The sequence below is a fragment of the Sphaerisporangium aureirubrum genome (assembly GCF_042658925.1).
Lineage (GTDB): Bacteria > Actinomycetota > Actinomycetes > Streptosporangiales > Streptosporangiaceae > Sphaerisporangium > Sphaerisporangium aureirubrum.
The window spans coordinates 111,145-136,150 of sequence record NZ_JBHSRF010000006.1; the positions used below are offsets into that span (position 1 = coordinate 111,145).

Sequence of the window (25,006 nt, forward strand, 5' to 3'; positions counted from 1 at the left end):
AGGTCACGTCCGCGTTGCGGTGATGGAACACCCGTGGATCGGGTGGGCTGTGGTTGGCATGGTGGTGATCGACAGAGGGCGCCCGCCCTCGGGGGTGGGGTCCAGGTCACGTCTACGTGCGGTGATGGGGGACGCCGTGGATCGGGTGGGCTGTGGTCGGCATGGTGGTAATCGACAACGGGTGGGTCCATCCACCCTGGCCGGAGCGGGTTTGATGTCCTTTGGTCCCTTGACGTCAGCTATTCCTGGAGCGGTGACCCGTGGCGGGTTTCTCGCCGTACAGCGGCGCCGGGTTCGCCGTACCACGTCCCGCCGCTCCGGCGCCGTTAAGAGGGAGCCGCACGGATGGCGTCTGGGGGCGTGGAAGGGGTGGGGGGGTACCGGCACCGGCGTGGGCGTGGATGGGGAGGGCGCCTGGGGGTGGAGAGGGTTTGGGTGGAGAGGGTTTGGGTGGAGAGGGTTTGGGTGGAGAGGGCTTGGGCGTGGAGGGTGCTGGGGTGTGGAGGGTTAGGGGGTTAGGGCGGTTTGGATGGGGGTGGGGGTGCCGGAGATTACCAATAGGCCGCGGCCGGGGGGGCCGCCTACGGTGCCTCGGGGGAGGCGGATGGTGAAGAGGTCGCCGTCGGCGGGGCTTTGGATGGAGAGGAGTAGGCCGGTGCGGGTTTTGCGGGCTTCGGCGGTGAAGCCTCGGTAGGCGGTGGCGAGGTCGCCGGTGGTGCCGGCGATCAGGAGGGCGTGGTCGGCGTCGCGGGCGGTGCGGAGGGTGGTCTCGAGGGACTGGCCGAGGGGGGAGTCGGGGGAGATGAGCTCGGCGTCGTCGACGATGACGACGTAGCGGTCGTGGGCGGCGACGGCGGCGGAGAGGTCTCCGTCGGGGCCGAGGACGGCGAGGACGCCGGGAGCGTCGGCGAGGTCACGCAGCGGCGTCCGGCGGGGTGCTACGACGACGACGGGGGTGCCGCGGTCGAGCAGGGACCGGGCGGCGGTCAGCAGGGCGGAGGAACGGCCGGACCGGGCGGGCCCGGCGACCACGGCGGCGGGCCCCTGGCCGAGCAGGTCGACCCCGAGGGGAGCGAGGGAGTCGCCCCCGGCGCCGAGCAGGGCCCACAGCGGCGACGGCGGGCTGAAGCCGGGCGCGAGGTCGAGGGTCTGCGCGGCGGTGACCCGCATGGGCAGGGCGTCCACGCGGAGCAGCCCGCGGGGAGCGGCGTGGCGTTCGGCGGCGGCCCTGGCCAGCGCCTGAAGCTCCGCGACCTGCGCGGGCCCGGACGGGTCCTCGGACAGCAGCGCGATCTGGCTCTCCACGACCCCCTGCTCGCCGACCGACACCGCCCGCCCGGGAGGCATCACGGACGGCAGCCCCCGCGCGGGCAGCCCGGCCAGCCCGTAGTCGGCGGGATCGGCCAGCCGCATGATCAGCCGGTCCTCGAAAAGCGTGGAGATCTGGCCGAGCAGCCCCGACCGGTCGGCGGTCACCACGGCCCGCAGCCCCACGGCCGGCCCTTCCCGCAGGAGCTGCATCAGCGCCTCCAGCAGCCGTCCGTAGTCGTAGCCCTCGAACGCGGCGGCGAACCCCTCCCACCGGTCCAGCAGCAGCACCAGCCACGGCATGCGCGGCGCCGTCCCCCCGGGGTCGCGCCGCCCGGCGGCCCGCGCCTCGGCCAGCGACGCGTACCCGGCCTCGGCGAGCACCTGCTGCCTGCGCCCGATCTCGGCCCGCAGCCGGGTGAGCAGCCGTTCCACCCGGTCGAGCTGGTCGCGCGTCACCACGGCCCCGCAGTGCGGCAGCGCCACCAGGGGCAGCAGCGCCCCGGACCCGCAGTCGATGGCGTGCACGTGCACGTCGCGCGGCGAGGCGTGCGCCGCGATCGACCCCGCGATGGTCCGCAGCGCCGTGGACCGCCCCGTCCGGGCCGTCCCCGCGATCAGCAGGTGCCCACCGTGCGCCGGGTCCAGCACCAGCGACCGCCGCCCCTGCGCCCACGGCAGGTCGGTGATCCCGAACGGCAGCGGCGGCACCTCCTCCTCACCCGTCGCGTACCCGTCCCCGGAGAGCGCCGGAGAGGGCCGGCCAGAGGGCCGGACGGGGGGCTCCAGCACGATGCCGGTGGGCAGCGGCGGCAGCCACGGGCTGGGCTGTTCCTGCACGCCCAGCATCCGGGTGGCCTCCACGACCGCGTCCACCAGCACCGCGAGGTCGCTGGCGGGCCCCGAGGTCAGCCCCCCGGTCCCGCCGCCCGCCGTGGCCGCCTGCAGCGGGTGCCCGAGGTCGCGCCACCCCACCTCCACGACCCGCGGTCCGGGCGCACCGCGCCCGGCGTCGGGCACCCGTCCGCCGATCCGCGCCGTCTGCACCGCCTCGGCCGCCCCGACCCCGGAGCGGACGTAGCAGCGTCCGGGCGTGGACTTGGAGATGTGCGCCGCCTCGGGCCCGGAGATGATGTCCGCCGACTCCGACGGCTCGGTGACCCGCAGCGCGATGCGCAGCGAGGTGTTGGCCTGGATGTCGGCCGTCACCACGCCCCCGGGCCGCTGCGTGGCGAGGATCAGGTGGATGCCGAGCGACCGTCCCCGCCGCGCGATGTCCACCAGCCCGTCCATGAAGTCCGGCAGTTCGGACACCATGGCCGCGAACTCGTCGATGATCAGCACGAGCCGGGGCAACGCGGCCGTCGCCCCGCCCGGCTCCCGCACGGCCGTGCCTCGCGGCGCCGGAACCGTCCCGGCGTGGGCCCGCCCGCCCCGGGACCCCGGCCCCTGGTCCCGCAGCTGCTGGTAGTCGTCGATGTCCTTGGCCCCCGCGGCCAGCAGCAGCCGCTCCCTGCGCCGGATCTCGGCGGCCAGCGACGCCAGGGCCCGCTGCGTCAGATGCTCGTCCAGGTCGCTCACCATGCCGACGGTGTGCGGCAGCCGCACGCACTCCTTGAACGCCGCCCCGCCCTTGTAGTCGATCAGCACGAACGTCATCTCGTCCGGCCGGTTGGCCACGGCGAGCGAGCAGATGAGCGTCTGCAGCAGCTCGGACTTGCCCGCCCCGGTCGTGCCCGCGACCAGCGCGTGCGGCCCGTCGGCGCTGAGGTCCACCTGGAAGGGCCCGTCCGCGCCCATCCCGATCGGCACCTCGGTGGTACGCCCGCCGGCCCGCCACCGCGCCGCGACGGCCCGCCCGGTGGGCGCGAGCTGCAGCAGGTCGAGCAGCCGGACGGACCCGGGCAGCGCGGCCCCGGCGTCGTCCCTGCTCACGTCGCGCAACGGGGCCAGGGACCTGGCCAGCCGCTCGCACCACGCGGTGGTCACCCGGTCGGCCAGGATGTCGCCGAGGGTGTCGAGCCCGCCGCCGCGCAGCCGCAGGAACCCGTCGGCCGCGCAGTCGACCACGGTGGCGCACTCCTCGGGCAGCAGCCGCTGGTCCTCGTCGATGGCGAGGGTGTAAACCCCGGCCCTGGGTCCCTGCCGCAGCACCTGCGGCATGCCGGGCAGCGCCCGCAGCACCTGCGCGCCGTCCAGGATCACCAGCACGTCGTACGGCCGGTCGTCGTAGGAGGCGAACAGCGGCTCGTCCTCGGGCCGCGACGACCGACCCCAGCCCTTGATGGAGGCGAGCGCGCCGAGCCCGTGCCCTTCGTCGTCCCCGAGCCGGGCGGAGATCAGCGCGGCCAGCTCGGCCACCCGCTGCGCCGCCGCCTCGGGGTCGGCGCCGACCAGCGCCACGCAGTCGGCGTCCCGCGGCGCGCAGTGCGGCAGCCAGCGCGTCCAGTTCCACCTGGCGGCCCCGTCGGCGTTCGCCGACAGCACCACCACGGCCAGGTCGCGCGGGCTGTGCAGCGTGACCGCGGCGCCGAGCAGCGACCGGGCCACGCCGAGCGCGACGTCCCGCGGCCCGGTCATGCCCGCGACGCCGAGCCGCCGCATCGCCAGCGACACCGGCACGGCCCCGGACAGCGGCGCCTCGGGGAGCGCCATGTCGGGCGAGGCCCCCCGCTCGGGCACGAACTCGATCTCCGCGGGCAGGTCGGCCAGCCCGATGCGCAGCCGCAGCGCGTCCGGGTCGTGGCTGCGCCGCTCCCACAGCCGCCGCCGCGGCCCGGTCGCGGTGAGCAGCAGCTCGGCGGGGTCGGGGGACGCGGCGCGGCGTTCCACCTCGTTGACCGCGCGGGCCTTGTCCAGCGCGGCCTCGAACGCGGCCAGCCGCTCGCGGTACGCCTTCAGGTCCTGGCGGTACTTGCGCCGCCCGTGCCGGCGGTCGCTGATCCACTGCCCGATCATGATCAGCGGGGTCATCAGCCCGATGAGCAGGTAGTACCAGACGCCGATCACCACGGCCATGGTGATCCCGAGCAGGGCGGGCAGGCAGGCGGCCAGCAGCTGCAGCCGGATGCCGTCGCCGCGGCTCGGCTCGGCGGGCACCTCGAACCGGCGGCGGCGCTCGGCGGGGTGCAGGCGCGGCGGCCGGTTGTACGCCAGCCCGCCCTCGGCCAGCGCGTCCACGTGGGCGTCCGGCGGCTCGGTGGCGCGCAGCACCAGGATCGAGGTGCCGCAGGTCAGCGGCGCCCCCTCCGGCCAGGGCCTCGGCCCGCTCAGCGGCTCGCCCGCGAGGCGCGGCTCGCTCCGGGTCGCCCCGCTCCGCACGGCCCCGACGACCTCGGCGGCCGTGTCCCGCGCGTCGCCGGCCCCGCCCTTGCGGCGGCGCCGCTTGGAGCCCTTGGCGCCGTCCCCGGTCTTGCCGCGCCGCTTGGACTTGACGGGCGGGCGGACGGGCGCGGTGAACGACCGCACCAGGATGTCGCCGGGCGTGACCCGGATCTCGGCCGCCTCCGGCGCCATCTCGCGGTCGTCCAGGGACACCGCGCAGGCGGGGTCGGACCCGATGACGTGCACGCCGAAGCCGAGCCGGTGCACCGACCCGGCGGCCGGGCCGCCCACCACCCGCAGTTCGACGACCCCGCCGGGCTCGGCGAGCACGGTCGACCCGGCGGTGCGCGGGTCGAGCGTCACGAGGTCGCCGTCCCGCAGCGCGGTCGTCATGGGCGCGTCGGGGTCCAGGCGCCTGCCCTCGACCCACAGCGACGGCTCCTCGCCCCGGGCGCGCGGCCCGCCGCGCCCGCCGAGGCCGTACGGCGCGCGGGCGCGCAGCCGCACGACGTTGCCCCGCTGCCCGCCAGGGGCGCCCTTCAGCTCGGCGGCGAGGGCTGCGACCGTGGTGTCCTCGTCGCCGTCGACGATGACGTCGCGCCCGCCGTGCTCTGAGAGCACGGTAAGCATGATCCGCATGCGGCGTTCTCCTCCGGGTCCGGCTCCCGGGCTTCAACGTAGCTCCGGGAGTTCGCCCGGTCCGGAGGTTTACGCCAACCAGACCTGTGGGTGCCCGTCCCGCTACTCCACTTTCTTGCCGTCCGGGCCGATGACGTACCACTTGCCGCCGAATTCGTGACGGCCCTGTCCCTTGCTGTCACCCTCGCCGGTGTCGCCGCTGTAGTAGTACAGCGGGTGCTTGTCGTAGGTGACCTGTTTGGTGCCGTCGGCACGGGTGACGGTGCCGAGCAGGTCCTCCTTGACGCCGTCCCCGGTCTTCGGCTTGTCCCGGGTGGCGGCCGGGGGCCACCAGGCGGCGCAGGCGTCGGTGCAGGCGTTGGGGTCGTCCTTCTCGAAGACGTACAGCGTGCGACCCTGCTCGCCGATGAGGATCCTGCCGTACCGGGACTCGGCGGTCTTGATCGTGGCCTTCTCCGGGGTGGGCAGGGGAGTGGCGGTCGGGCTGCCGGTCGGCGTCCCGCCGGGGGAGCCGGTGGCGGTGGGTGCCTCGGTCATCGTGGAGGACGCCGTCGGGGTGCCGGCGGCGTTGCCCGCGGCCTTGCCGGAGCCGCTCGTGACCGTGCCTCCGCCACCGCACGCGGCTGCCAGCAGTGCGGTGGTGGCCAGTCCGAGACCGGCCAGGATTCTGCGCATGCCCCCTCCATTTCCGGGAACTCCGCGCCCGTGGGGGGCGGATGATGATCTGCCGAAGGGGGATGTGGTCATCGTTCCCGCGAAACCAGGTTTAACCCCCGTGGCGGGGGAGGCTCGAATGGCCGCGGGGGAAACGCCGCCGGGCCGGGACGTTGCGGCGAGGTTTCATAGCCCTCCGAGTTATCCACAGGTGGCTGTGGACGGAGCTGAGGAAAACCACGGCTTCTGTGGACGATCTGTGATCCTTGTGATCGGATTTCGCCCGCCAAACCGTATTAATCTCCATAATTCGGGCGGATCGGACGACTGTCGCCACCTCGCCGATGCCTGTGGATAAAGCTGTGGACAGCCGGTCGCCCCAGGGTGCGGCTTCCGCCGGGCAGGGGGTGTGGCGGCCCGACCCCGGAGCGCGATGACCCGCGTACCGATGGTTGGGACAGGGTAAGAGCGGGGAAACCAGAGTGGTAAGTGTTACCCAAGTTACAAAGGGGAATATCCTTGGAAATGTCACTACGAGTGTTGCCACGGAACGGTTGCGATTCCTGACGACGCCATTGACAGCCAATCCATAGTGGATGAGCATGGGTCGGGCTTCCGCCCCCGCACATGCGGCAAGCTGCACACAATGGCATGCCAATTCTGGAGATAAGCACCGATCCCGCCCAACATATCCGTGACCATGTCGTCCGGCACCGTGGTCATGCGGTTCATCTCGATCCACCCGGCGTGGTGATCGGATATCAGCGCATGGTGAGGCGGCCTGGTCCCTGATTCCGGAGTCCCCCCGCCCATGAGGATCAGCGAGAAATCCGACCGCGACGGCCGTGGCCCCGTCACCGGTGAGCGCCCCGCCATGCCCGGCGCGCTGTCCGGGCCCGCCTCGCGCAAGCTCCCGGTGCCGCCCCGCGAGCGCAAGCCCGCCCTGGCCGCCCTGGCGCTGCTCCTCGTGCTCGGCGGGGCCCTCGGCACCACCCTGCTGGTGCTGCGCAGCGGCGACCGCGTGTCCGCCATCCAGATCACCCAGCAGATCGGCCCCGGCCAGCCGATCGTCCCCGAGGCCATGACCGAGGTCCAGGTCGCCGACACCGGCATCGGCTACGTCTCCTGGGCCCACCGCCAGGAGGTCGCCACCACCTTCGCCCGGGTCACCCTGCTGCCCGGCACGCTGCTCACCGAGCAGATGGTCAGCCGCGCCAGCGAGCAGCTCGTCCCCGGCAAGGTCATCGTCGGGCTCGCCCTGAAGGCCGGCCAGGTGCCGAGAGGGCTCACGCGCGGCGACCAGGTCCAGGTGCTGTACGTCCCCGGCTCGGGCCGCGGCTCGGCCGTCGGCAAGGTGCTCGCCCCGGTCGCCCTGGTCGAGAGCGTGGGCGACGCCGACGGCGGCAACAGCGGGCTGGTCTCCATCGTGGTCGACGCCACCGTGTCCCCGACCGTCGCCATGTACAGCAACACCGGGGAGATCGCCCTCGGCAAGCTCCCCGGAGTGGGCTGACGTGGCGCTCATCGCGCTCGCCGCCGACAAGGGGGCGCCCGGCGTGACCACCGCCGCGACGGCCCTCGGCGCGGTGTGGCCCCGGCCGGTGCTGCTCGCCGAGTGCGACCCCTCCGGCGGCGACCTGGTCTACCGCCTGCCCGCCGTGGACGGCGCCGTGCTCAACCCCGGCCGCGGGCTGCTCAGCCTCGGCGCGACCGCCCGGCGCGGCCTCCACCCCGAGCAGGTGTACGAGCACACCCAGAAGCTCGTCGGCGGCCTGGACGTGCTGACCGGCCTCACCCACGGCGAGCAGGCCGCCGGCCTCACCTGGTTATGGGGGCCGCTCGGCCGCGCCCTCGCGGCCCTGCCCAACGCCGACGTCCTCGCCGACTGCGGCAGGCTCGGCGGCACCCCGCAGATGGGCGACCTGATCGCCGAGGCCGAGCTGACGCTGCTGTTCACCCGTCCGAGCCTCGACCACGTGGCCCACCTGCGCGAACGTCTCGCGCTGGTCCGCGGCCAGCTCGGCGTGGTGGTGATCTCCGACCCACGCTCCTACCGCGCCTCCATCGACGAGGTGCGCCGCATCGTCGGCGCGAGCGGAACCGAGGTCGCCTTCGTGGCCGGCCTCGCCTACGACCCCAAGGGCGCCGAGCTGCTGCGCGGCCAGTGGGGCGGCCGGCTGGACCGCTCCCTGCTGATCCGCACGGCCCGCGAGCTGGCCGGGCGCCTCGCCGCCCGCGTCGCCCCCGGCCGCGCCACCGCGTCCAGGCCGATGACGCGCGCCCGCGGCGGCCTCACGAGCGAGAGCGGGTGAGCATGAGCATCGATCACACTCTGGTCAAGCGCTTCCGGCAGGAGGTCGGCGACCGCCTCGCCCACCAGCGGCGGCTCGACCAGGCCAGCGGCCTCACGCCGATGTCCGGCGAGGACGAGCGCCAGTTCGCCCGCGCGCTGATCTCCCAGGTGCTGGAGGAGCACGCCCGCAGCGAGATCGGCTCCGGCCGCACCCCGCCCACCGCGGAAGAGGAAGAGGCGCTCGCGGCCGGCATCCACGCCGCGCTGTTCGGCGTCGGTCGCCTCCAGCCGCTGCTGGACGACCCCGAGGTCGAGAACATCGACGTCAACGGCTGCGACCACGTGTTCGTCGGGTACGCCGACGGCCGCGAGCTGGTGCACGACCCGGTGGCCGAGTCCGACGAGGAACTCGTCGAGCTCATCCAGATCCTCGCCGCCTACAGCGGCCTGTCCAGCCGCGCCTTCGACACCGCCAACCCCCAGCTCGACCTGCGCCTCCCGGACGGCTCCCGCCTGTCGGCCGTCATGGACGTCACCGTGCGGCCCGCCGTGTCCATCCGCCGCGCCCGCCTCGGCAAGGTCTTCCTCAGCGACCTGGTGGGCAACGGCACGCTGACCCCCGAGCTCGGCCGTTTCATGTCGGCCGCCGTCTCGGCCCGCAAGAACATCATGATCGCCGGGTCCACCAACGCCGGGAAGACCACCCTGCTGCGGGCCCTCGCCAACGAGATCCCCCCGCACGAGCGGCTCATCACCGTGGAACGCGCCCTGGAGCTCGGGCTGGACCAGTTCCCCGAGCTGCACCCGAACGTCGTGGCGTTCGAGCACCGCCTGCCCAACTCCGAGGGCCAGGGCGAGATCACCATGGCCGAGCTGGTGCGCAGGTCGCTGCGCATGAACCCCTCGCGGGTGATCGTCGGCGAGGTGCTGGGCGACGAGATCGTCACCATGCTCAACGCCATGACGCAGGGCAACGACGGGTCGTTGTCCACGATCCACGCCAACTCCTCCATGGAGGTCTTCAACCGCATCTCCACCTACGCCCTGCAGGCCGAGGAGCGGCTGCCCATCGAGGCCACCCACATGCTGATCGCCGGGGCCATCGACTTCGTGATCTTCATCGAGAAACGCAACGACTACCACCTGGGCGGACGGCTGCGCCGGTACGTCGCCAGCGTCCGCGAGGTCGCCGGCGTCGACGGGCGGGTGCTGTCCTCGGAGGTCTTCACCCCCGGCCCGGACGGGCACGCCGTGCCGCACGCCCCCATCGCCTGCCTGGACGACCTCGCGCCGCACGGCTACGACCCGACCCTCGGAGCCTGGTCGTGATCCCGCTGCCCCCCGGCCTGTTCGACCCCCTGGCCATCCTGGCCGGGGCGGCGGTCGGCGGCGGCCTGTTCCTGCTGGGCCTCGCCCTGTACGGCGTGCGCCCCCGCCCGGCCGGGCCCGACAAGGCCGCGCACCGCCGTGAGCTGCTGCGCAGGCTGTCCACCCGCTCGGCCGTCGCCACCATCACCGGCGGGGTGGTGCTCGTCGTCACCGGGTGGCCGGTCATGGCGGCGGGCGCGGTGCTGCTGGTGCTGGCCTGGCGCGGGCTGACCGGCGGCGCGGCCGAGGAACGTGCCGCGATGAGCAGGCTGGAGGGCCTCGCCGCCTGGACCGAATCCCTGCGCGACACCATCGCGGGCGCGGCGGGCCTGGAGCAGGCGATCCCGTCCTCCATCCGGGCGGCGGCGCCGTCGCTGCGGCCCCACCTGCGCGCCCTGGTCGACCGGCTGCACACCCGCATGCCGCTGCCCGACGCGCTGCGCATGTTCGCCGACGAGCTGGACGACCCCTCCGCCGACCTCGTGGTCGCCGCGCTGATCCTCAACGCCCGGCTGCGCGGCCCCGGCCTGCGCGAGGTGCTCGGCGCGCTCGCCGTCTCGGCCCGCGAGGAGCTGGACATGCGCCGCCGCGTCGAGGCCGAGCGCCGCTCCACCCGCCGCAGCGTGCAGATCGTGGTCGGCACGGCCGTCACGTTCGCCGCCCTGCTGGTCGTCTTCAACCGCTCCTACGTCGAAGAGTACGACTCCCTGCTCGGCCAGGCGGTCCTGGTGGTCGTCGCCGCCCTGTTCGGCGCGGGCTTCGCCTGGATGCGCCGCCTGGCCCGCTTCGACAAGCCCGCCCGCATGCTCGGCCCCGCCGCCGACGCCCCCGTCGTCCGCGAGCCGGTGACCGGAGGCGTCCATGGGTGAGACCACGCGAGTCCTTCGCCCGGCCGGGGGCGCCGGCGGGCCGACGGGAGGTGCTCATGGTTGAGACCGTGCTGGCCGGGGGGGTGCTCGGCCTCGGGCTGTTCCTGCTGTTCCGGGCGCTGTTCCCGCCCCGTCCCGGGCTGGTGGCCCGGCTCGTCGCGCTCGACTCCGCGCGCGAGGGCGGCGACCCGTCGCGGTTCCAGCTCATCGCCGCCGACGAAGAGGTCAGCGCGTTCCGGCGCGGCCTCGGCGTACGGCTCGCCCGCTTCTACACCGCGCGGGGCTGGGAGGCCCGCTCCACCCGGGCCGACCTGGCGCTGCTCGGGAAGTCCTTCGAGGGGTACCTCGCCACCAAGGTCCTGCTCGCGGTGTCCGGGCTGCTGGCCTTCCCCCTGCTGGTGGGCTGGCTGGCGCTCATGGGCTGGGGCGTCTCGCTCCAGGTGCCGCTGTGGGCGGCGCTGCTGGTCTCGCTCATCTTCTTCTTCCTGCCCGACGTGCAGATCCGCCGGGACGCCGCCGTGCGGCGCCGCGACTTCCGCCACGCCGTCGGCGCGTTCCTCGACCTCGTCGCCATGAACCTCGCGGGCGGGCGCGGCGTGCCCGAGGCGCTGCTCATGGCGGTGTCGGTGGGCGACGGCGGCTCGGGCAACTGGGCCATGGCCCGCATCCGCGAGGCGCTGGCCAACGCCAGGATCATCGGCATCACCCCATGGCAGGCCCTCGGCCGGCTCGGCGACGAGATCAACGTCGACGAGCTGCGGGACCTGTCGGCGGCGCTCGGCCTGGTGGCCGACGACGGCGCCAAGGTACGGGCGTCGCTCACCGCCCGCGCCGCGACCATGCGGCGGCGCGAGCTGGCCGAGGTGGAAGGGCAGGCCGGTGAGCGGTCGCAGTCCATGCTGGTCGCGCAGCTACTCCTCTGCGCGGGGTTCGTGATCTTTCTCAGTTTTCCCGCCGCGATGAAGATGTTGGGGTCCTAGATGTTCACACCGCCATGGCTCACCTATCTGATCGCCGTCCTACACGTGCGGATCGACCGCGCCAGGACCGCTCCCTCCCGCGGCGCGTCCGCCGTCGAATGGGTCATCATCACCGCGATCATCGCCGGGGTGGCGCTCGGCCTCGCCACGCTGATCAAGACCCTGGTCACCCAGAAGCAGGGCGAGTTGCAGAGCAACTTCGGCGGCGGCGGGGGTGGGGGCGGCGGTGGTGGCGGCGGGAATCCGTGACCGGCCGGCGCCGTAGCGCCCGCCGTCCCTCCCGCCGGGCCCGCGACGCCGGGTCGATGGCGGTCGAGACGGTGATGCTGGCGCCGTTGTTCCTGCTCTTCCTGATGTTCCTCGTCGGCGCGGGCCGCATCGTCGAGGCGCAGGGCGAGGTGAACGGCGCCGCCAGGGACGCCGCGCGTGCCGCCTCGGTGCAGCGCACCTTCGGCGCCGCGCAGGACGCCGGGCGTAACGCCGCGCGGGCCGCGCTCGACGGACAGTGCGAGGCCGATGTCAGCCTCGCGGGCAGCGACTGGAGGGAGGGGGGCACCGTACGGGCGACTGTGACGTGCGAACTGGATCTCGACTTCCTCGGCTTCGGGGCGGTCAAAAAGATGACCGGCAGTTCTGTGGTGCCGTTGGAACAGTTCCGGAGGGTCGAGTGAGACGGTGCCGGGACGACCGGGGCTCCATGTCGGTATTCGTGGTGATCTTCTCGGTGGTGGTGTTCATGCTCGCGGGCCTGCTGGTCGACGGAGGTTCGGCGATCAACGCGCGGCTGCGCGCCGCCGACGTCGCCGAGCAGGCCGCGCGTGCCGCCGCCGACCAGGTCGACGTGGAGCACCTGCGGGCCACCGGCGAGGTGCGGCTGCTCGGCGACAGCGCCGCGGTCTGCGGCCGGGCCCAGGAGATCGTCTCCGCGCACGGCGACGCCGACCTGAAGATGGCCTCCTGCCAGACCGGCGCCGCCGAGGTGACGGTCACCGTCACCGCCGGCTGGAAGGCCGCGTTCCTCGCCGCCTTCGGCTTCCCCGGCGCCGCCATGTCCGGCACCGCCACCGCCGGCCCCGACACCGGCGACGCCCAGCCATGAACGCCCACCGGGTGACCACCCACTGGATGGAGGAGGGAGAGGGATGACCGCATCGCGCAGACCCCCGTCCCGGCCCGCCCCGGTGCCGGCCGGGCGGATCCGGCCGCGCCGCACCGCTGGTGACGTCGTCGCGGGCATCGCCGCGCTGATCGCACTGGCCGCCCTCATGGGCGGCGTCCCCTACGCCCTGCTGCGCCTGGCCGGGCCCCCGGTGCCCGAGACGCTGCTGAACGGCGACCTGCTCACCCGGCAGATCAGCCCCTCCACCGCGATCGCCATCCTCGTGCTGCTGGTCTGGCTCGCCTGGATCCAGCTCGCCGTCTGCGTGATCGTCGAGGTCTACAACGGCATCCGCCGCATCGGCATGCCCGCCAGGGTCCCGCTGTCCGGCGGGGCGCAGGCGCTGGCCAACCGCCTGGTGTCCGCCGCCCTCGCCCTGTTCACCGCCTCCGCCGTGGCGCTCCCCATCACCGGCATGGCCATCCCGCCGCCGGTCAAGCCGCCGGCGACCGCGGCGGCCCACGCCGTGCCCACCCCCGAGGGGCGGCTGGGGCTGGAGGAGGTGCGGCAGGTCAAAAAGGTGTACGTCGTGCAGCCGCCGCACGGGCGCCACCACGAGAGCCTGTGGGAGATCGCCGACAAATGCCTCGGCGACGGCCGCCGCTACCCGGAGATCTACCGCCTCAACCAGCACAAGAGCCAGCCCGACGGCACACGCCTCCAGATGGCCAGCCTGATCCGCCCCGGCTGGGTGCTCGACATGCCGGACGACGCGCGGGGCGTCCACCTCGTCCCGGCGGACGAGGCGCGGGAGACGACCCTGCGCAACCACGCGGGCAAGCCTGCCGAGCTGGACGGCCGCACCCAGTACGTCCCCGGCGCCGACCGCGGCCTCACCCACACCGCGCCAGGCCGCCCCGGCCTGTCGGTGGACCGCCCCGGGCACGACGCCGGCAAGAGCACCCAGCAGCAGAACGACAAGAAGGGCACCGGCCAGGAGAAGGCCGGCGAGCGGGGCGGCGTCGTGCTGCCGCCGCCCGCCATGCCGCAGCGCACCTACCACCTGCCGCCCGTCCCCAAGACTCCCGCCGTCTCCGCCATCCCGAAGGTGTCGCAGCCTCCCGCCGTCACCGAGGCCCCCGCCGCGAATGCCGAGGGCGGCCGGATCGAGGTGCCCGAGCCGCGGCACCGTCCCGACAAATCCCTGCAGACCGGCGGCCTGGACCTGGTGGACTACCTCGCGGGCGGCTCCCTCGCCGCCGCGGGCCTGCTCGTCGCGCTCGGCCGCCGCCGCCGCGAGCAGCTCTGGCACCGGGCGTTCGGGCACCGCATCCCGCGCCCGCGCGGGGACGCCGCCGGGGCCGAGGTCGCGCTGCGGCTCGGCTCGGACGCCCCGGGCAGCCGCATGCTCGACTACGGCCTGCGCCTGCTCGGCAAGCTGCTGGCCGAGCAGGGCCGGGTACCGCCGACCATCTACGCCGTCCACCTGTCCGCGCGCGGGCTCGACCTGTGGGTCCACCCGCCCGAGGCGGACGCCCCCGAGCCGTTCGAGGCCCACGACGGCGGCCGTACGTGGCGGCTGCTCGCCCACGAGGGCCGGGCCATCGACGAGCACGCCCTGCTGGACGCCGCCGCGCCGTACCCCGGGATGGTCTCGCTCGGCGTCACCGACAGCGGCCGGGTGCTCATCGACCTGGAGGCCGCGCAGGGCGTGATCGCCATGACCGGGCACCGGGTGCGCGACGCGCTCGCGGCCCTGGCGGTCGAGCTGGCCACCAACCGGTGGTCCGACCAGATGCGGGTGACGCTGGTCGGGTTCGGCGACGACCTGGTCACCATCGCGCCGCACCGGGTGCGGGCCGTCGGCAGCCTCGCCGAGGCGCTGCCCGAGCTGGAGGCCAGGGCCGAAGAGATGGCGTCCGTCAACGCTCAGGTGCTGACCGGGCGGGTGCACGGCGGCGCCGCCGACCCGGTGTGGCCGCCGCACTTCCTGCTGTCCGCCATCGGCCCCGACGCCGGGGAGGCCGAACGGCTGGCCCGGCTCGGCCGCGTGGGCGGGCGCATGGCCGCCGGGTACGTCATCGCCGGCGACGTGCCGCACGCCACGTGGACCTGGGAGATCACCGAGGAGGGCCGTGCCAAGGTCGACGCGCTCGGCGTCACCGTGAACGCCCAGCTGCTGCCCCGGCGGCACTACGACGCGGTGATCGACCTGTTCCGCACGGCCGGACGCCACGAGGGCGAGCCGGTGCGCGAGGACGAGGAGCCGCCGCGCGAGTTCACCACCTCGCCGTCGGTCAACGTGCGCTTCCTCGGCCCGATCGAGATCGGACCCGTGCCGCCGCTGGAGGAGGGCCGCGCCGAGCTGGCCTGTGAGATGGTCGTCTACCTGGCCAGCCACCCCGGCGGCGTCCACCCGGTCGTGCTCGGCGGCATCCTGTGGCCCCGGGGCGTCCAGTCCGTGGTCCGCGACGCCACCATCGCCCGCGTCACCGAGTGGCTCGGCACCGACAGCCAGGGCCGCCCCAACCTCCGCACCGACGACACCGGCCGCCTCCGCCTCGGCCCCGAGGTCCGTTCCGACTGGCAGCTGTTCCGCGAGCTCGTCCGCCGCTCCCACAACGACCCCGGCGCCCGCGCCGTCCTGCTGGAAAAGGCCCTCGGCTTCGTCCGCGGCCCCCTGCTCAGCGGCCGTCCCCACACCCGCTACGCCTGGCTCGCCGCCGACGAGCTGGAGTACGAGGTGACGGCCAGCGTCGCGGACGCCGCTCACCGCCTCTGCGAGGTCCGCCTCGCCCACAACGACGCCGAAGGCGCCGTGGCCGCCGTCCGCGCCGGCCTGTTACTGGCCGCCGACGACGAGGGCCTCTGGCGAGACCTCCTGAGAGCGGCCCACGCCACCGGCGACCCCCTGAAACTCCGCGCCGTGGTGGACGGCCTCCACCGCCGAGCCAGCTCCCACCCCTACGGCGGCGGCATGGCCCCCGAAACCGAAGCCCTAATAGACGAACTCCTCCCCACCTGGCGCCTCCACTCCCTCCCCTCCGCCTAACAGGACCCCCATGCCCCCCGAGCCCTCCGCCCCCACCGAGTGTCCCGAGCCTCACGTGCGCCCCGAGTTCGCCGAGCGCCCCGCCCCATCCGTGGACGGCGAGCCGCTCCCTCCACCGCACCCTGGCTCGTCTTCCCGGCGCCGGTACGGCGGGACGCAGTACGGCGAACTCGGCGCCGTCATACGGCGGCCGGCCCGTCAGCCACTCCCAAGCCATGCCGATACCCGCAAACCAGTGGTTAACGGGAGTGACGTGTGATTAGCGTCGACAGCATGCGGATGCGGGTGGTCCTGGCCGCGGTCGCGCTGCTGGGCACCGGATGCTCGGCCGCGGGCGCGGACCGCCCGTTCGCTCCAGGCGGAGAAGCGGCACCGGTGCGAACAGAACAGACAGCAGCCCCCCTCTCCACCCAGGAAGTAAGAACAATCCAGGCAGGCCGGAACATGTCCGTCCAGGTCGAATGGCCCGCAGGCCTAACCTCCGGCCACCAGGCGATAGTCGAAGCCTTCACCAGCAGCTACGCGAGCTCCTGGAAGGCCGTCACATCCCAGGGTGAGGACAAGGGCTACCTCGGCGCCGCCGAGGACCAGGCCGCCAGGGACTCCTACACCTGGGTCCAGAGCTTCGTGGGCAAGAACAGATCCGTCACCGGCACGGCCAAGCTCTACGCCGTCCAGGTCGCCTCGGTCACCGGCAGAGGCGCCGAAGTGGACGCCTGCGTGGACGAGTCCGCGGTGAAGGTCACCGACGCGACGACCGGCGACCCGGTACCAGAGCAACCAGACTGGACGAAACCCCCTACCGCCACCTACCTCCAGGTAGCCGCCATACGACGAGGCGCGGACGGCCGATGGCGGGTCAAGGCGTACATGCACGCCACCTACCCCCACCAGCGCGCGAAGGAGTGCGCCCGATGAGAGCACTACTCCTGTCGTTGGCCCTGGCCGCCACGACCCTGGTAGCGGCCCCAGGCGACGACCCCGGCGGTCCCCGCGGCGAAAGCTTCCAGGACGGCCGCACCAGCGGCGTCATCCTCCGCAACTCCAAGATCGTCCTAAGCGGCAACGGCCTCGGCGCCAAGGCCGACGGCTACCGCGTCCAGCGCCCCTGCTGGTACGAACCAGGCGACAACGCCGGCGACATGCTGCAACGCCAGGAAGACGTCAGAGACTTCTGGTTCCACACCAACCCCGACGGCACCGCCGAGGACTTCGACAAGTTCCTCAAGCAGTACAAGGACAAGGTCGGCGAGGACGGCCGCTGGTGGACCCCCGCCTACAACGCCGCCGACCCCGGCGGCCTGGCCTGCTGGTCCGGCCTGGAAGGCGCCGTCTGGGTCCCCACCGGCCAGACCCCGCCCGGCGGCATCACCCTCGCGGAGCTCTACCAACTCGCAAGAGCCGCCCTCACCGTCCCGGAACCCACCATCAACCTCAGCCCCGACGCCAAGAGCTACGTCAACCTCCCCACCTGGGTCTGGCTCACCAACGTGGGCGCCACCACCCGCTCGGTCACCGCCGAACTCCCCGGCGTGATGTCCGCCACGGTCACCGCCACCCTCTCCCGCATCGACATCGACCCCGGCACCACCGGCGGCCGAGCCGAGGTCAAGGAGAACTGCGGCCCCACCGGCCACCCCTACACGAAGGGCGGCACCTGGACCTGCGGCGTCCGCTACCTCCGCGCCTCCGCCGACCGCCCCCAGAACGCCTACCAACTGACGGTCACCACCACCTGGCCGGTGACCGGCGGCGCCTTCGCCTTCGACCCGGTGGTGGTCGACGCCGTCCGCCAGGTCCCCGTCGGCGAGGTCCAGACCACCGTCCGCGAGGCGAACCCCACCGGCTGACCGCGTGAACCCGCGGCAGCCGAAACGCGGGACCTCCCGGCCGTCACCGCGTGGTGGCCGGGAGTGCGCCGGTGTGGTGTAGGAGTCGCGAGCGGCGGCGATGGCTTCGTGGGTGGTGGGTGAAGACGCGGCCGGCTGCAGGTGGGCTCACCAGGCGAGAAGGCGGCGGGCGTCCTCACCGACGGCACCGGCGAGGAGGGCGAAGCGGACGGCGAGGACGCGGGACGGGTCCGGATTGTCCTGTGAACATCGAACCTTGGGCTGGTGCCATCGAAGGTTGAGCGGCGCGGAGTGTGTACTGCTGACCAGCCCGTCCGGTCGCATGTCCGTACAGCGACAAGCAGCTGGTGGCATGTGACACTCATCGAGTACGGCGTTCCGATTCGTCAGCGAAACGTCCATGAGCAGGAAGGGCGGAGATGCCGCGCTGGCTCAAAGTCGTGATCGCGGCGGTGGTGCCGTCGCTGGCCGGGGTCATGGCCTGGTGGATCTGCGCGGCGGGCGGGGTCGGACTGGATATCACCAGCATCGTTGTGGGCCTGGTCGTTCTTTTCCCGGGAACCCCGCTCGCCATCTGGGCCGGGCAGACAGACCCGAAGGCCGGCCCGCTGCCTGCCCCGAAGGGTGACCCGCGCCCGGTGCCTGCGGTGATCGGTGAAGTGCCCCGCGAGCCGAAGGCCTTCCAATCGCGGTCGGAGCTGAGTGAGCGCGTCCACCAGGTGTTCGCCGCGCGCCACGTGGCGGCGGTATGCGCACTGGTCGAGGGACGCGGGGTCGGCAAGACCCAGCTGGCGGCGGCCTATGCCCGCCACTGCATCGACCAGGGCATCCCTGTGGCGTGGCTGCACGCCGAGACCATCGAGCAGCTTCACGGTTCCGCGGACCAGATGGCTGCCGAACTCGGGTTACGCGGCGATGCCGACGACGCGGCGACCGTGGCGCGCAAAGTCAGAAGCTGGCTCCAGGAGCGGCGTGAGCCGTACCTGGTCGTGGCCGACAACGCGACCGACCCCGACGTGCTCGCGCCGCTGCTCCCCTCGCACGGCCGGGCACGCGTACTGATCAGCACGAATGATCATTCATTTGAACGGCTGGCGACACTGGTCACGGTGGAACAGTTCAGCCAGGACGAGACGGTGAGGTATCTCAGCACGCGATTGGGCACAAGCGGCGGCGGCGGCTTCCGGCCGCTCGCCGAGGAGCTGGACCGCTTGCCACTCGCCCTGGCGATCGCCGCCGCGACGCTGGCCGGCCCGCCCCGCCTGTCCTGCGACGCCTATCTTGTACTGCTGCGCGCCACCCCCATCGAGGTAGTCCTTGCCCGGCCTCGCGGAGAGCCGTACCCGAGAGGGGTCTCACAGGCAATCATGCTGTCGGTGGGGGAGATCGGCCCCGCAGCCGCGCAGCTGCTCGGCAAACTGTCGGTGCTGTCGACGTCTGGTGTCGGGCTCGACCTGCTCGGCCCGCGGACGGAAACCGCCTTGGCCGAGTTGGGGGCTCGATCGCTGGTCACGTTCAGCCGCGACGACACGACCGCGTTCGTCCACCGCCTGGTCCGGCGTGCAGTACGCGACCAGGCTGAACGTGACGGCACCCTGGCCGCGATGATCGAGTCTGCCGCCCGGCGGCTGCGTGTGGTCGTTGAGGATGTCGCCGACCAGGACACCTGGCGGAAGTTCCCGATGATCATGGCGGTGGCCGACCATGCGGCAGCCCTGTGGGAGGCCGTCGAGCAGCTTCACGACGACGAATCGGCGCAGGTCCGGGCGGCGGCCGAGGTCGTGCTGCACGTCCGCCAGGCCGTGGCCAACCATCTCATCTATCTCAACGACCAGGTCCGGGCCGTCCCGATCGCCGAAGCCGTCGCTCTCGGACGTGAGAAGCTCCTGGGCGCCGACCATCCGGACACGCTCACCGCTCTGCACAACCTCGCCCACGCTTCCGAAGATGGGTCGTTGCAGGCCACTGCGCTGTATCAGCGCGCCGAGGCCGAGCGCGCCCGGACCCTCGGCGATGACCACCCGGATACGTTGTGGTCACGGGCTTGTGCGGCGTTCTCGTACACGAAGGCTGGCAGGGCATCCGAGGCGCTGACGCTGCTGGATCAGGTTCTGGCCAACCAGGAGCGGGTGCTCGCCCCCGGCCACGCGACCCTGCTCGGAGCGCGGTTCTTCCAGGCCTGCACCAAGGTCGAGGCGGGTCATCCGGAAGAAGGGATCATGTCATTTCGGCGGCTGATAGCCGATCATGAGCGACTATTCGGCGCGGACCATCCCGAGACCTTGGTCATCAAAGGACAGCTGGCCAGTGCCTACAAGGCGGCAGCCAGGACGGACGAGGCTGTCCACATGTACGAACACGTCGCGGAAAGGCAGGCGACAGTGCTGGGCGCCGACCATCCCGACACCCTGATCACACGGCATGGCCTAGCAGCGGCGTACGAGGCGGCGGGACGGACCGAGGACGCGCTCATTGAATACGAACAGGTCGCGAACCGACTCGAGGCCGTCATGGGCCCCGAGCAGAAGTTGACCAAGACCGCAAGAGATGACCTGGAGCGCGCCCGCCGGACTCTCCGGCAACGTTGAGACCACGCCCCTGCTCAGCCCATGGCCGAGCACAGCACCCTTGTCTGATACACCACGATCAGTAACCATCGTCCCCGCGAGCCGCTCAACCTTTGATGGCACAAGCTCAAGGTTCGATGTCACAGGACACGGATGCCGGAAAAGCGCCGAGCACGGGCTTGGTGGCCATGTCGATGAGTTCGAGAGCCGGAATGGCTTTCGAAACACGCCGGCCTCGCCACCTGGACGACGCCGTGGGCAGCTCACAGCCTCGCAGTCTGGCGAGCGCCGAGTTCACCTTCCTCGTCGGCCTGCTCGAAGACGCCCGTATCGAAGCACCGGCATGTGCCGCTCGTGAGGGACTTCCTCGAACTCACTGCGTGAACGGGGCCCGGGAGGTGCGTGGATCGGCCGGTCTGAGCGTCGACGAACTATGTCGCTTCACCGGTGGTCTCGGGTGCCGGTCGGGGGCAGCGGGTGGCGATGGTGCGGGCCGACAAGGCCGGGGCGGTGACGGGGCGGGTTTCGAGGGGTAAGCCGTCGGGCTGCTGGATCAGGTACCAGGCGCTGCCGTTGCCGGGGACGTCGACGACGGTGACGGTGGCGATCAGGTGGCCGGCGCCGTAGACGTCCAGTTCCGGGGGGAGGAGGAGGGGCCGGGGGTGGAAGCCGTACATGTGGAGATGGAGGCGTTCGACCATCCGGCCGCGCAGGTCGTGGGACGTCAGTTCCTCGCGCAGGGCCAGGAGGGCGCGGCGGTGGGTCTCGGCGCGGTCCTCGGGCATTCCGCAGAGCAGCAGGCCGGTCATGGCCGGGGCCACCTCCCGCCGTGCTCCGCGGGGACGGTTTCGGTGGCGGTGTGGTGTCTCGGCGGGTGGGCGGCGCGGGGAGGGGCCTCGGCCTGGCGGATCAGGGTGCGGAGTTCCTCCGGGGTCCTCGCCTCGATGAGGGGTTCGGTGACGGCGGGCGTGCGGGCGATGGCGTAGAAGCGGCGGTGATATGGGCCGTACAGGACCAGCCAGGCGGGTTCGAGGAAGCCGAGGTGTGCCGCCCTGGCCTTCTGCGGCATGTCCCATTCGTGGTGGGGCGTCCGGGAGGCCGGGCGGCCGTGGCGGTGTCGTCCGGCGGATGGACGTTCCGTGCGGGTGGGCATGGGTCGTACTCCTGATCGACTCGCGGGGAAGTTCCCGAACTGACGTTGCGTAAGCGGCCCGTCATTTAGGGTTAGCATTACGTTCGTGCTCGGGATTCACCCGGACAAGAGCTGATCCACTACGGCGATCTGCTGCCGAATCGGCGGCGCTCGGAGAGGAGAAAGGGCATGCCCGCACCTCGGAAGAACAGTGACCGATATAGGTCTATGGCTCACTATTTCGGGGCGTTAATTCGTGATCTCCGGGATTCGTATGAGACGCGAATCGGCGAGCCGATGACCGTCGCCCGGCTGGCCGACCGGGCGGGATACTCGGTTTCGATGATCGGCCAGCTGGAGCGCGGAGAGAGCCTTCCGGAGTCGGGTCAGCGTGTTCAGGCGCTCGACGACGCGTTGCGGGCAGGCGGCGAGTTGCGAAAGGTGTGGCCATTGGTGCAACGCCTCGGGCATCGCACCATTGACGAACTCGCCGCAGCGACAAATCGGGCTATCGGGGGTTACCGTGACAATCAATCAGGGGTTCTTCTCGATGGAGATGATATGGAACGCCGTCACCTCTTTCAGTTGGCCGGTCTGGGATTGCTGACACAGGGGTCGCTCTCCGGCACGGGGGAGCCGATCCGGCTGATGCTGGAGCGCGCTCTGGGAACGGCGCACGACCTCACCGTCGAGGACTGGGAGGCTGTCTGCGCCGGTCACATGCAGGCCGTCCTCCACCAGCCTCCGGCGCGGGTGAGAGACCAACTTGCAGTGGACCTGGCGGCCGTCCGGCAGGAGCTTCTCCGTACTGCTTCCGAGCGGGCAAGCGGTCTGGCGCGGGTCGCGGCGTGGCTGTCCGTCATGTACGCCAACGTCCTCTGGCGGATCGGGGAGCACGGGGCCGGTCAGCGGTGGCTGGTAACCGCCCGGCACGCGGCGGATGTCTCCAGCGACCTCGACATGCGGGTGTGGGCGCGCGAGACCGAGGCGATGTTCGCCCTCTACTCGCCGCTTCCCGGTCAGGCGGTTCTGGAAATGGCCCGGAACGCGCAGGCCATCGCCGGTACCGGTGTCACACCGGTACGCATGCGAGCCGTCGCCATGGAGGCGCAAGCTCTGGCCGTCCTCGGCAGGGGGCAGGAAGCACAGGAACGGCTGCTCCATCTCTACGAACTGGTCGATCGCCGCCCTGCCGCCGAACGATTCAGCTGGACGGACGACGCGGTGTGGTTCACGGCCTCCTGGGTGCACTCATACGGCGGAGCGATCGACGAGGCGCGCGAAGCCCGAGACAACGCGCTCGCGCTCGTCGCGACATACCAGAACAGCGCGAACATACAACTGCATGAGGCCCTCAGTGTGAGCAAGAGTGGTCGCCACGACAAGGCGTTGGCCATCGCTACGCAGGTCATCTCCGATCTCGACCCGGCCCACCGCACCTACCCGATCCTCCACACCGCGCGCTCCGTGCTCGCCACCGTTCCGGTGGAGAAGCGCCGCGCCCTCCCCGCTCTTCCCGACTACCGTGCCGCGATCAGTGCGGCGGCTCCGGGCTAGGGAGAAGTGAGCGGGAAGGGTGACTGCTCGCGTGACCAGGCTCGGCCGGTCAGATGGCGTTCTCGTGCCTGAGGAGCCATTCCTTGACGGGGGTGCCGTAGTAGTAGCCGCCGAAGGGGCGGTTGCCGGTGGCGGGGAGGATTCGGTGGCAGGGGACGAAGGGGGCGATCAGGTTTTGGGCGCAGGCTGAGCCGGCGGCGCGGGCGGCTGTTCTCGGCATGCCGGCGCGTTCGGCCAGTTCGGCGTAGCTGATGGTGGTGCCGGCGGGGACGGCGCGCAGGGCCGTGAGGAGGCGCTGGCGGGTGGGGGTGCCGGGCTGGTCGAGTTCCACGGTGTCCAGGGCGAACAGGTCGCCGTCGAGGTAGTCGCGTACGGCTTGGGCGGGCTTGCCGAGGTCGTCGACGCCCTGGAGGGGGAGTGCCCGGAGCCGCTCGGGGAGGCGGGCGAACATCTGGGTGGGATCGGCGGTGAAGCCGGCGGCGACCAGCACGCCGCCGTGGCACAGCAGCGACAGCGGGCCCGCCGGGGTGGGCAGCACCTGCGCGTCGATCGTCGAGGTCATGATGAGCTCCAGAGGTGAAGTGCGGCGTACGCCCGCCAGGGGCGCCACCGTTCGGTTTCTTCTTCGGAGATGCCGAGTGTCTTCATGGCCCGCAGCAGACCAAGGTCCCGGTCAGGCCAAGCGTCCGGGTCACGCAACGCGCGCATCGCGATGTAGCCGGTGGTCCACGGCCCGATCCCGGGGATCTCCATGAGCCGGGCCGACGTCTCGGCCGGGTCCGCGCCGCCGTCCAGATGGATCTCGCCTGCGGCGACCAGCCTGGCGAGGGTCTTCAGGGTCTCGACTCGCCGCCCGGTCATCCCTAGCCCGCCGAGATCAGCCTCGGCCAGCTGAGCAGGCGTGGGGAACAGCAGGTACGGCTGCCCAGCGGACGCGGCGGACGCGGCGGACGCGGCGGACGCGGCGGACGCGGCGGACGCGGCGGGGCCGGTGGGGCCGGTGGGGCCGGTGGGGCTGGCGGAGCTGCTGGGGCCGGTGGGTTCGGTGGGTCCGGTGGGTCCGGTGGGTCCGGTGGGTTCGGTGGGTTCGGTGGGGCCCGTGGGGCAAGTGGGGTCGGTGGGTGTGGTGGGTGGTCCGTCATGTGTGAGCGGTGCGGGGCCTACGGGGGTGCCTGCTCGTGCGGCGATTCGTCCTAGCAGGGTCCGTGCACCCGGTACCGACACCTGCTGGCCGACGACGGCGCGCACGGCCAGCTCGAAGCCGTCGAACGCCCCCGGCACCCGCAGTCCCGGACGCTGTGCCACCAGCGGGCCTAGCACGGTGTTCCCCAGCGTGCCGTCGATGGCCTCCGGATCGGCGTCCAGGTCGAACAGCCGCCGGCACCGCGCCACGATCCTGGCCAGATGACGCGTGTCCTTCAGCGCGACGGCCAGTCTGAGGTGCCCCTCGGCGGCCGTCAGCGTGACGAGCCCGCCAGGCACGGCCCGCCGGTACCCGTCCGCCCCGACGTCCTCGACCCCCGGCACCGCACGCGCCGCCAGGAACCTGAACATCGCCTCCGCGTCATAGGGCCCCCGATACCCGAGCCGCATCGTGAACGCCACATGCGGCGTCCCGTCCGCGCCGGGACCGGCGGCCGGATGGTCCGTGGCCCCCCGGCCCCGCACGCCGAGCCGCCCGGTGGCGGTACGCAACTCGGTGGGCGAGAACCGGTAAGCCTCCCGCATGCTCGCGTTGAACTGCCGCACACTCCCGAACCCCGCCGCGAACGCCACATCCGTGATCGGCAGCGCGGTCTCGGTGAGCAACTGCTTGGCCAGCAACAACCGCCGCGTCCGCGCCACCGCCAACGGCCCGGCCCCAAGGTGCGTCGTGAACACCCGCAACAGATGCCGCTGCGTCACATGCAGCCGATCCGCCAACCCCGCCACCCCGTGATCGTCCGCCACCCCGTCGTCGATCAGCCGCAACGCCCGCCCCACGAGGTCGGCGGGCACGTCCCACCCGGGGTCACCGGGACTCAGCTCGGGCCGGCACCGACGACACGGCCGAAACCCCGCCGCCTCCGCCGCCGCCGCGTGCCGATAGAACCGCACGTTCTTGCGGGCAGGCGTCCGCGCCGGGCAGATGGGCCGGCAGTAGATCCCCGTGGACGTGACGGCCGTGTAGAACCGCCCGTCGAACCGCGTGTCCCGCGCACTGACCGCCAGGTAACACGAATCGAAGTCGAGCGTCTGATGTGGAGTCACAAGCCCGACGATATGCGCTGCTCCACCGCCACCACTGGCGGGAATCGGACCTCGGCGTCCGGCC

The 25,006-nt window shown here is 72.5% G+C and carries 19 protein-coding genes; 13 read left to right on the forward strand and 6 right to left on the reverse strand.

The features are described 5' to 3' along the window. Positions 1 to 507 precede the first annotated feature (507 nt). Together ACFP1K_RS06375 and ACFP1K_RS06380 are read right to left on the reverse strand one after the other, a co-directional pair. Positions 508 to 5,271 carry an FtsK/SpoIIIE domain-containing protein gene (locus tag ACFP1K_RS06375; RefSeq protein ID WP_380747906.1) on the reverse strand — a complete coding sequence of 1,588 codons (4,764 nt, stop codon included), beginning with the start codon at positions 5,269 to 5,271 and terminating at the stop codon, positions 508 to 510. Between the two features lie 102 nt (positions 5,272 to 5,373). Next, positions 5,374 to 5,946 (reverse strand): COG4315 family predicted lipoprotein, encoded by a 573-nt coding sequence (locus ACFP1K_RS06380; RefSeq protein WP_380747908.1) that lies wholly within the window; start codon positions 5,944 to 5,946, stop codon positions 5,374 to 5,376. A gap of 790 nt (positions 5,947 to 6,736) precedes the next feature. Between ACFP1K_RS06380 and ACFP1K_RS06385 the strand changes: the two genes are divergently transcribed. The 12 genes from ACFP1K_RS06385 to ACFP1K_RS06440 all read left to right on the forward strand — a co-directional run bounded on the left by ACFP1K_RS06385 (position 6,737) and on the right by ACFP1K_RS06440 (position 20,024). Continuing rightward, the gene (locus ACFP1K_RS06385; protein ID WP_380747910.1) at positions 6,737 to 7,438 is read left to right on the forward strand and encodes a hypothetical protein; all 702 of its coding nucleotides are present in this window, start codon (positions 6,737 to 6,739) and stop codon (positions 7,436 to 7,438) included. A 1-nt stretch (position 7,439) separates the two neighbouring features. Continuing rightward, a complete protein-coding gene (locus ACFP1K_RS06390; protein WP_380747912.1) occupies positions 7,440 to 8,237 on the forward strand; it encodes a hypothetical protein in 798 nt (265 codons plus the stop codon). Positions 8,238 to 8,239: 2 nt separating this feature from the next. Further along, positions 8,240 to 9,547, forward strand: coding sequence for a CpaF family protein (locus tag ACFP1K_RS06395; protein ID WP_380747914.1), 1,308 nt, complete (start codon positions 8,240 to 8,242; stop codon positions 9,545 to 9,547). Continuing rightward, on the forward strand, positions 9,544 to 10,455 hold the full coding sequence (locus tag ACFP1K_RS06400) for a type II secretion system F family protein (protein ID WP_380747916.1): 912 nt from the start codon (positions 9,544 to 9,546) through the stop codon (positions 10,453 to 10,455). The genes ACFP1K_RS06395 and ACFP1K_RS06400 overlap by 4 nt, the downstream gene beginning before the upstream one ends. A 56-nt stretch (positions 10,456 to 10,511) precedes the next feature. Then, on the forward strand, positions 10,512 to 11,435 hold the full coding sequence (locus ACFP1K_RS06405) for a type II secretion system F family protein (protein WP_380747918.1): 924 nt from the start codon (positions 10,512 to 10,514) through the stop codon (positions 11,433 to 11,435). Beyond that, entirely contained in the window at positions 11,436 to 11,684 is a 249-nt protein-coding gene (locus ACFP1K_RS06410; RefSeq protein ID WP_380747920.1) for a hypothetical protein, read from the forward strand. It begins immediately after the preceding gene. Positions 11,685 to 11,740: 56 nt separating this feature from the next. Next, positions 11,741 to 12,106, forward strand: a complete 366-nt coding sequence (locus tag ACFP1K_RS06415; protein ID WP_380747922.1) for a TadE/TadG family type IV pilus assembly protein — start codon at positions 11,741 to 11,743, stop codon at positions 12,104 to 12,106. Between the two features lie 26 nt (positions 12,107 to 12,132). Further along, positions 12,133 to 12,534, forward strand: coding sequence for a pilus assembly protein TadG-related protein (locus ACFP1K_RS06420; RefSeq protein WP_380747924.1), 402 nt, complete (start codon positions 12,133 to 12,135; stop codon positions 12,532 to 12,534). 43 nt (positions 12,535 to 12,577) lie between these two features. Beyond that, positions 12,578 to 15,586 carry a hypothetical protein gene (locus ACFP1K_RS06425; protein WP_380747926.1) on the forward strand — a complete coding sequence of 1,003 codons (3,009 nt, stop codon included), beginning with the start codon at positions 12,578 to 12,580 and terminating at the stop codon, positions 15,584 to 15,586. 255 nt (positions 15,587 to 15,841) lie between these two features. After that, positions 15,842 to 16,504, forward strand: a complete 663-nt coding sequence (locus tag ACFP1K_RS06430; RefSeq protein WP_380747928.1) for a hypothetical protein — start codon at positions 15,842 to 15,844, stop codon at positions 16,502 to 16,504. Next, on the forward strand, positions 16,501 to 17,436 hold the full coding sequence (locus tag ACFP1K_RS06435) for a hypothetical protein (protein ID WP_380747931.1): 936 nt from the start codon (positions 16,501 to 16,503) through the stop codon (positions 17,434 to 17,436). Before ACFP1K_RS06430 ends, ACFP1K_RS06435 begins: the two co-directional genes overlap by 4 nt. Positions 17,437 to 17,855: 419 nt before the next feature. After that, the gene (locus ACFP1K_RS06440) at positions 17,856 to 20,024 is read left to right on the forward strand and encodes a tetratricopeptide repeat protein (protein WP_380747933.1); all 2,169 of its coding nucleotides are present in this window, start codon (positions 17,856 to 17,858) and stop codon (positions 20,022 to 20,024) included. Positions 20,025 to 20,434: 410 nt separating this feature from the next. Here the strand turns inward: ACFP1K_RS06440 and ACFP1K_RS06445 are convergent, their stop codons facing one another. Both ACFP1K_RS06445 and ACFP1K_RS06450 read right to left on the reverse strand, forming a co-directional pair. After that, positions 20,435 to 20,812: a hypothetical protein gene (locus ACFP1K_RS06445; protein WP_380747935.1), complete on the reverse strand. Its 378-nt coding sequence runs from the start codon at positions 20,810 to 20,812 to the stop codon at positions 20,435 to 20,437. Beyond that, positions 20,809 to 21,156 carry a hypothetical protein gene (locus ACFP1K_RS06450; protein ID WP_380747937.1) on the reverse strand — a complete coding sequence of 116 codons (348 nt, stop codon included), beginning with the start codon at positions 21,154 to 21,156 and terminating at the stop codon, positions 20,809 to 20,811. Before ACFP1K_RS06450 ends, ACFP1K_RS06445 begins: the two co-directional genes overlap by 4 nt. A gap of 168 nt (positions 21,157 to 21,324) precedes the next feature. On the opposite strand from ACFP1K_RS06450, the gene ACFP1K_RS06455 reads away from it, so the two are divergent. Further along, positions 21,325 to 22,692 carry a helix-turn-helix domain-containing protein gene (locus tag ACFP1K_RS06455; protein WP_380747939.1) on the forward strand — a complete coding sequence of 456 codons (1,368 nt, stop codon included), beginning with the start codon at positions 21,325 to 21,327 and terminating at the stop codon, positions 22,690 to 22,692. A 49-nt stretch (positions 22,693 to 22,741) separates the two neighbouring features. Here ACFP1K_RS06455 and ACFP1K_RS06460 read toward each other — a convergent pair whose 3' ends face one another. Continuing rightward, complete coding sequence (locus ACFP1K_RS06460; RefSeq protein WP_380747941.1) at positions 22,742 to 23,254, reverse strand: methylated-DNA--[protein]-cysteine S-methyltransferase; 513 nt, start codon at positions 23,252 to 23,254, stop codon at positions 22,742 to 22,744. Continuing rightward, complete coding sequence (locus ACFP1K_RS06465; protein WP_380747943.1) at positions 23,251 to 24,942, reverse strand: AlkA N-terminal domain-containing protein; 1,692 nt, start codon at positions 24,940 to 24,942, stop codon at positions 23,251 to 23,253. Before ACFP1K_RS06465 ends, ACFP1K_RS06460 begins: the two co-directional genes overlap by 4 nt. Positions 24,943 to 25,006: the final 64 nt, after the last annotated feature.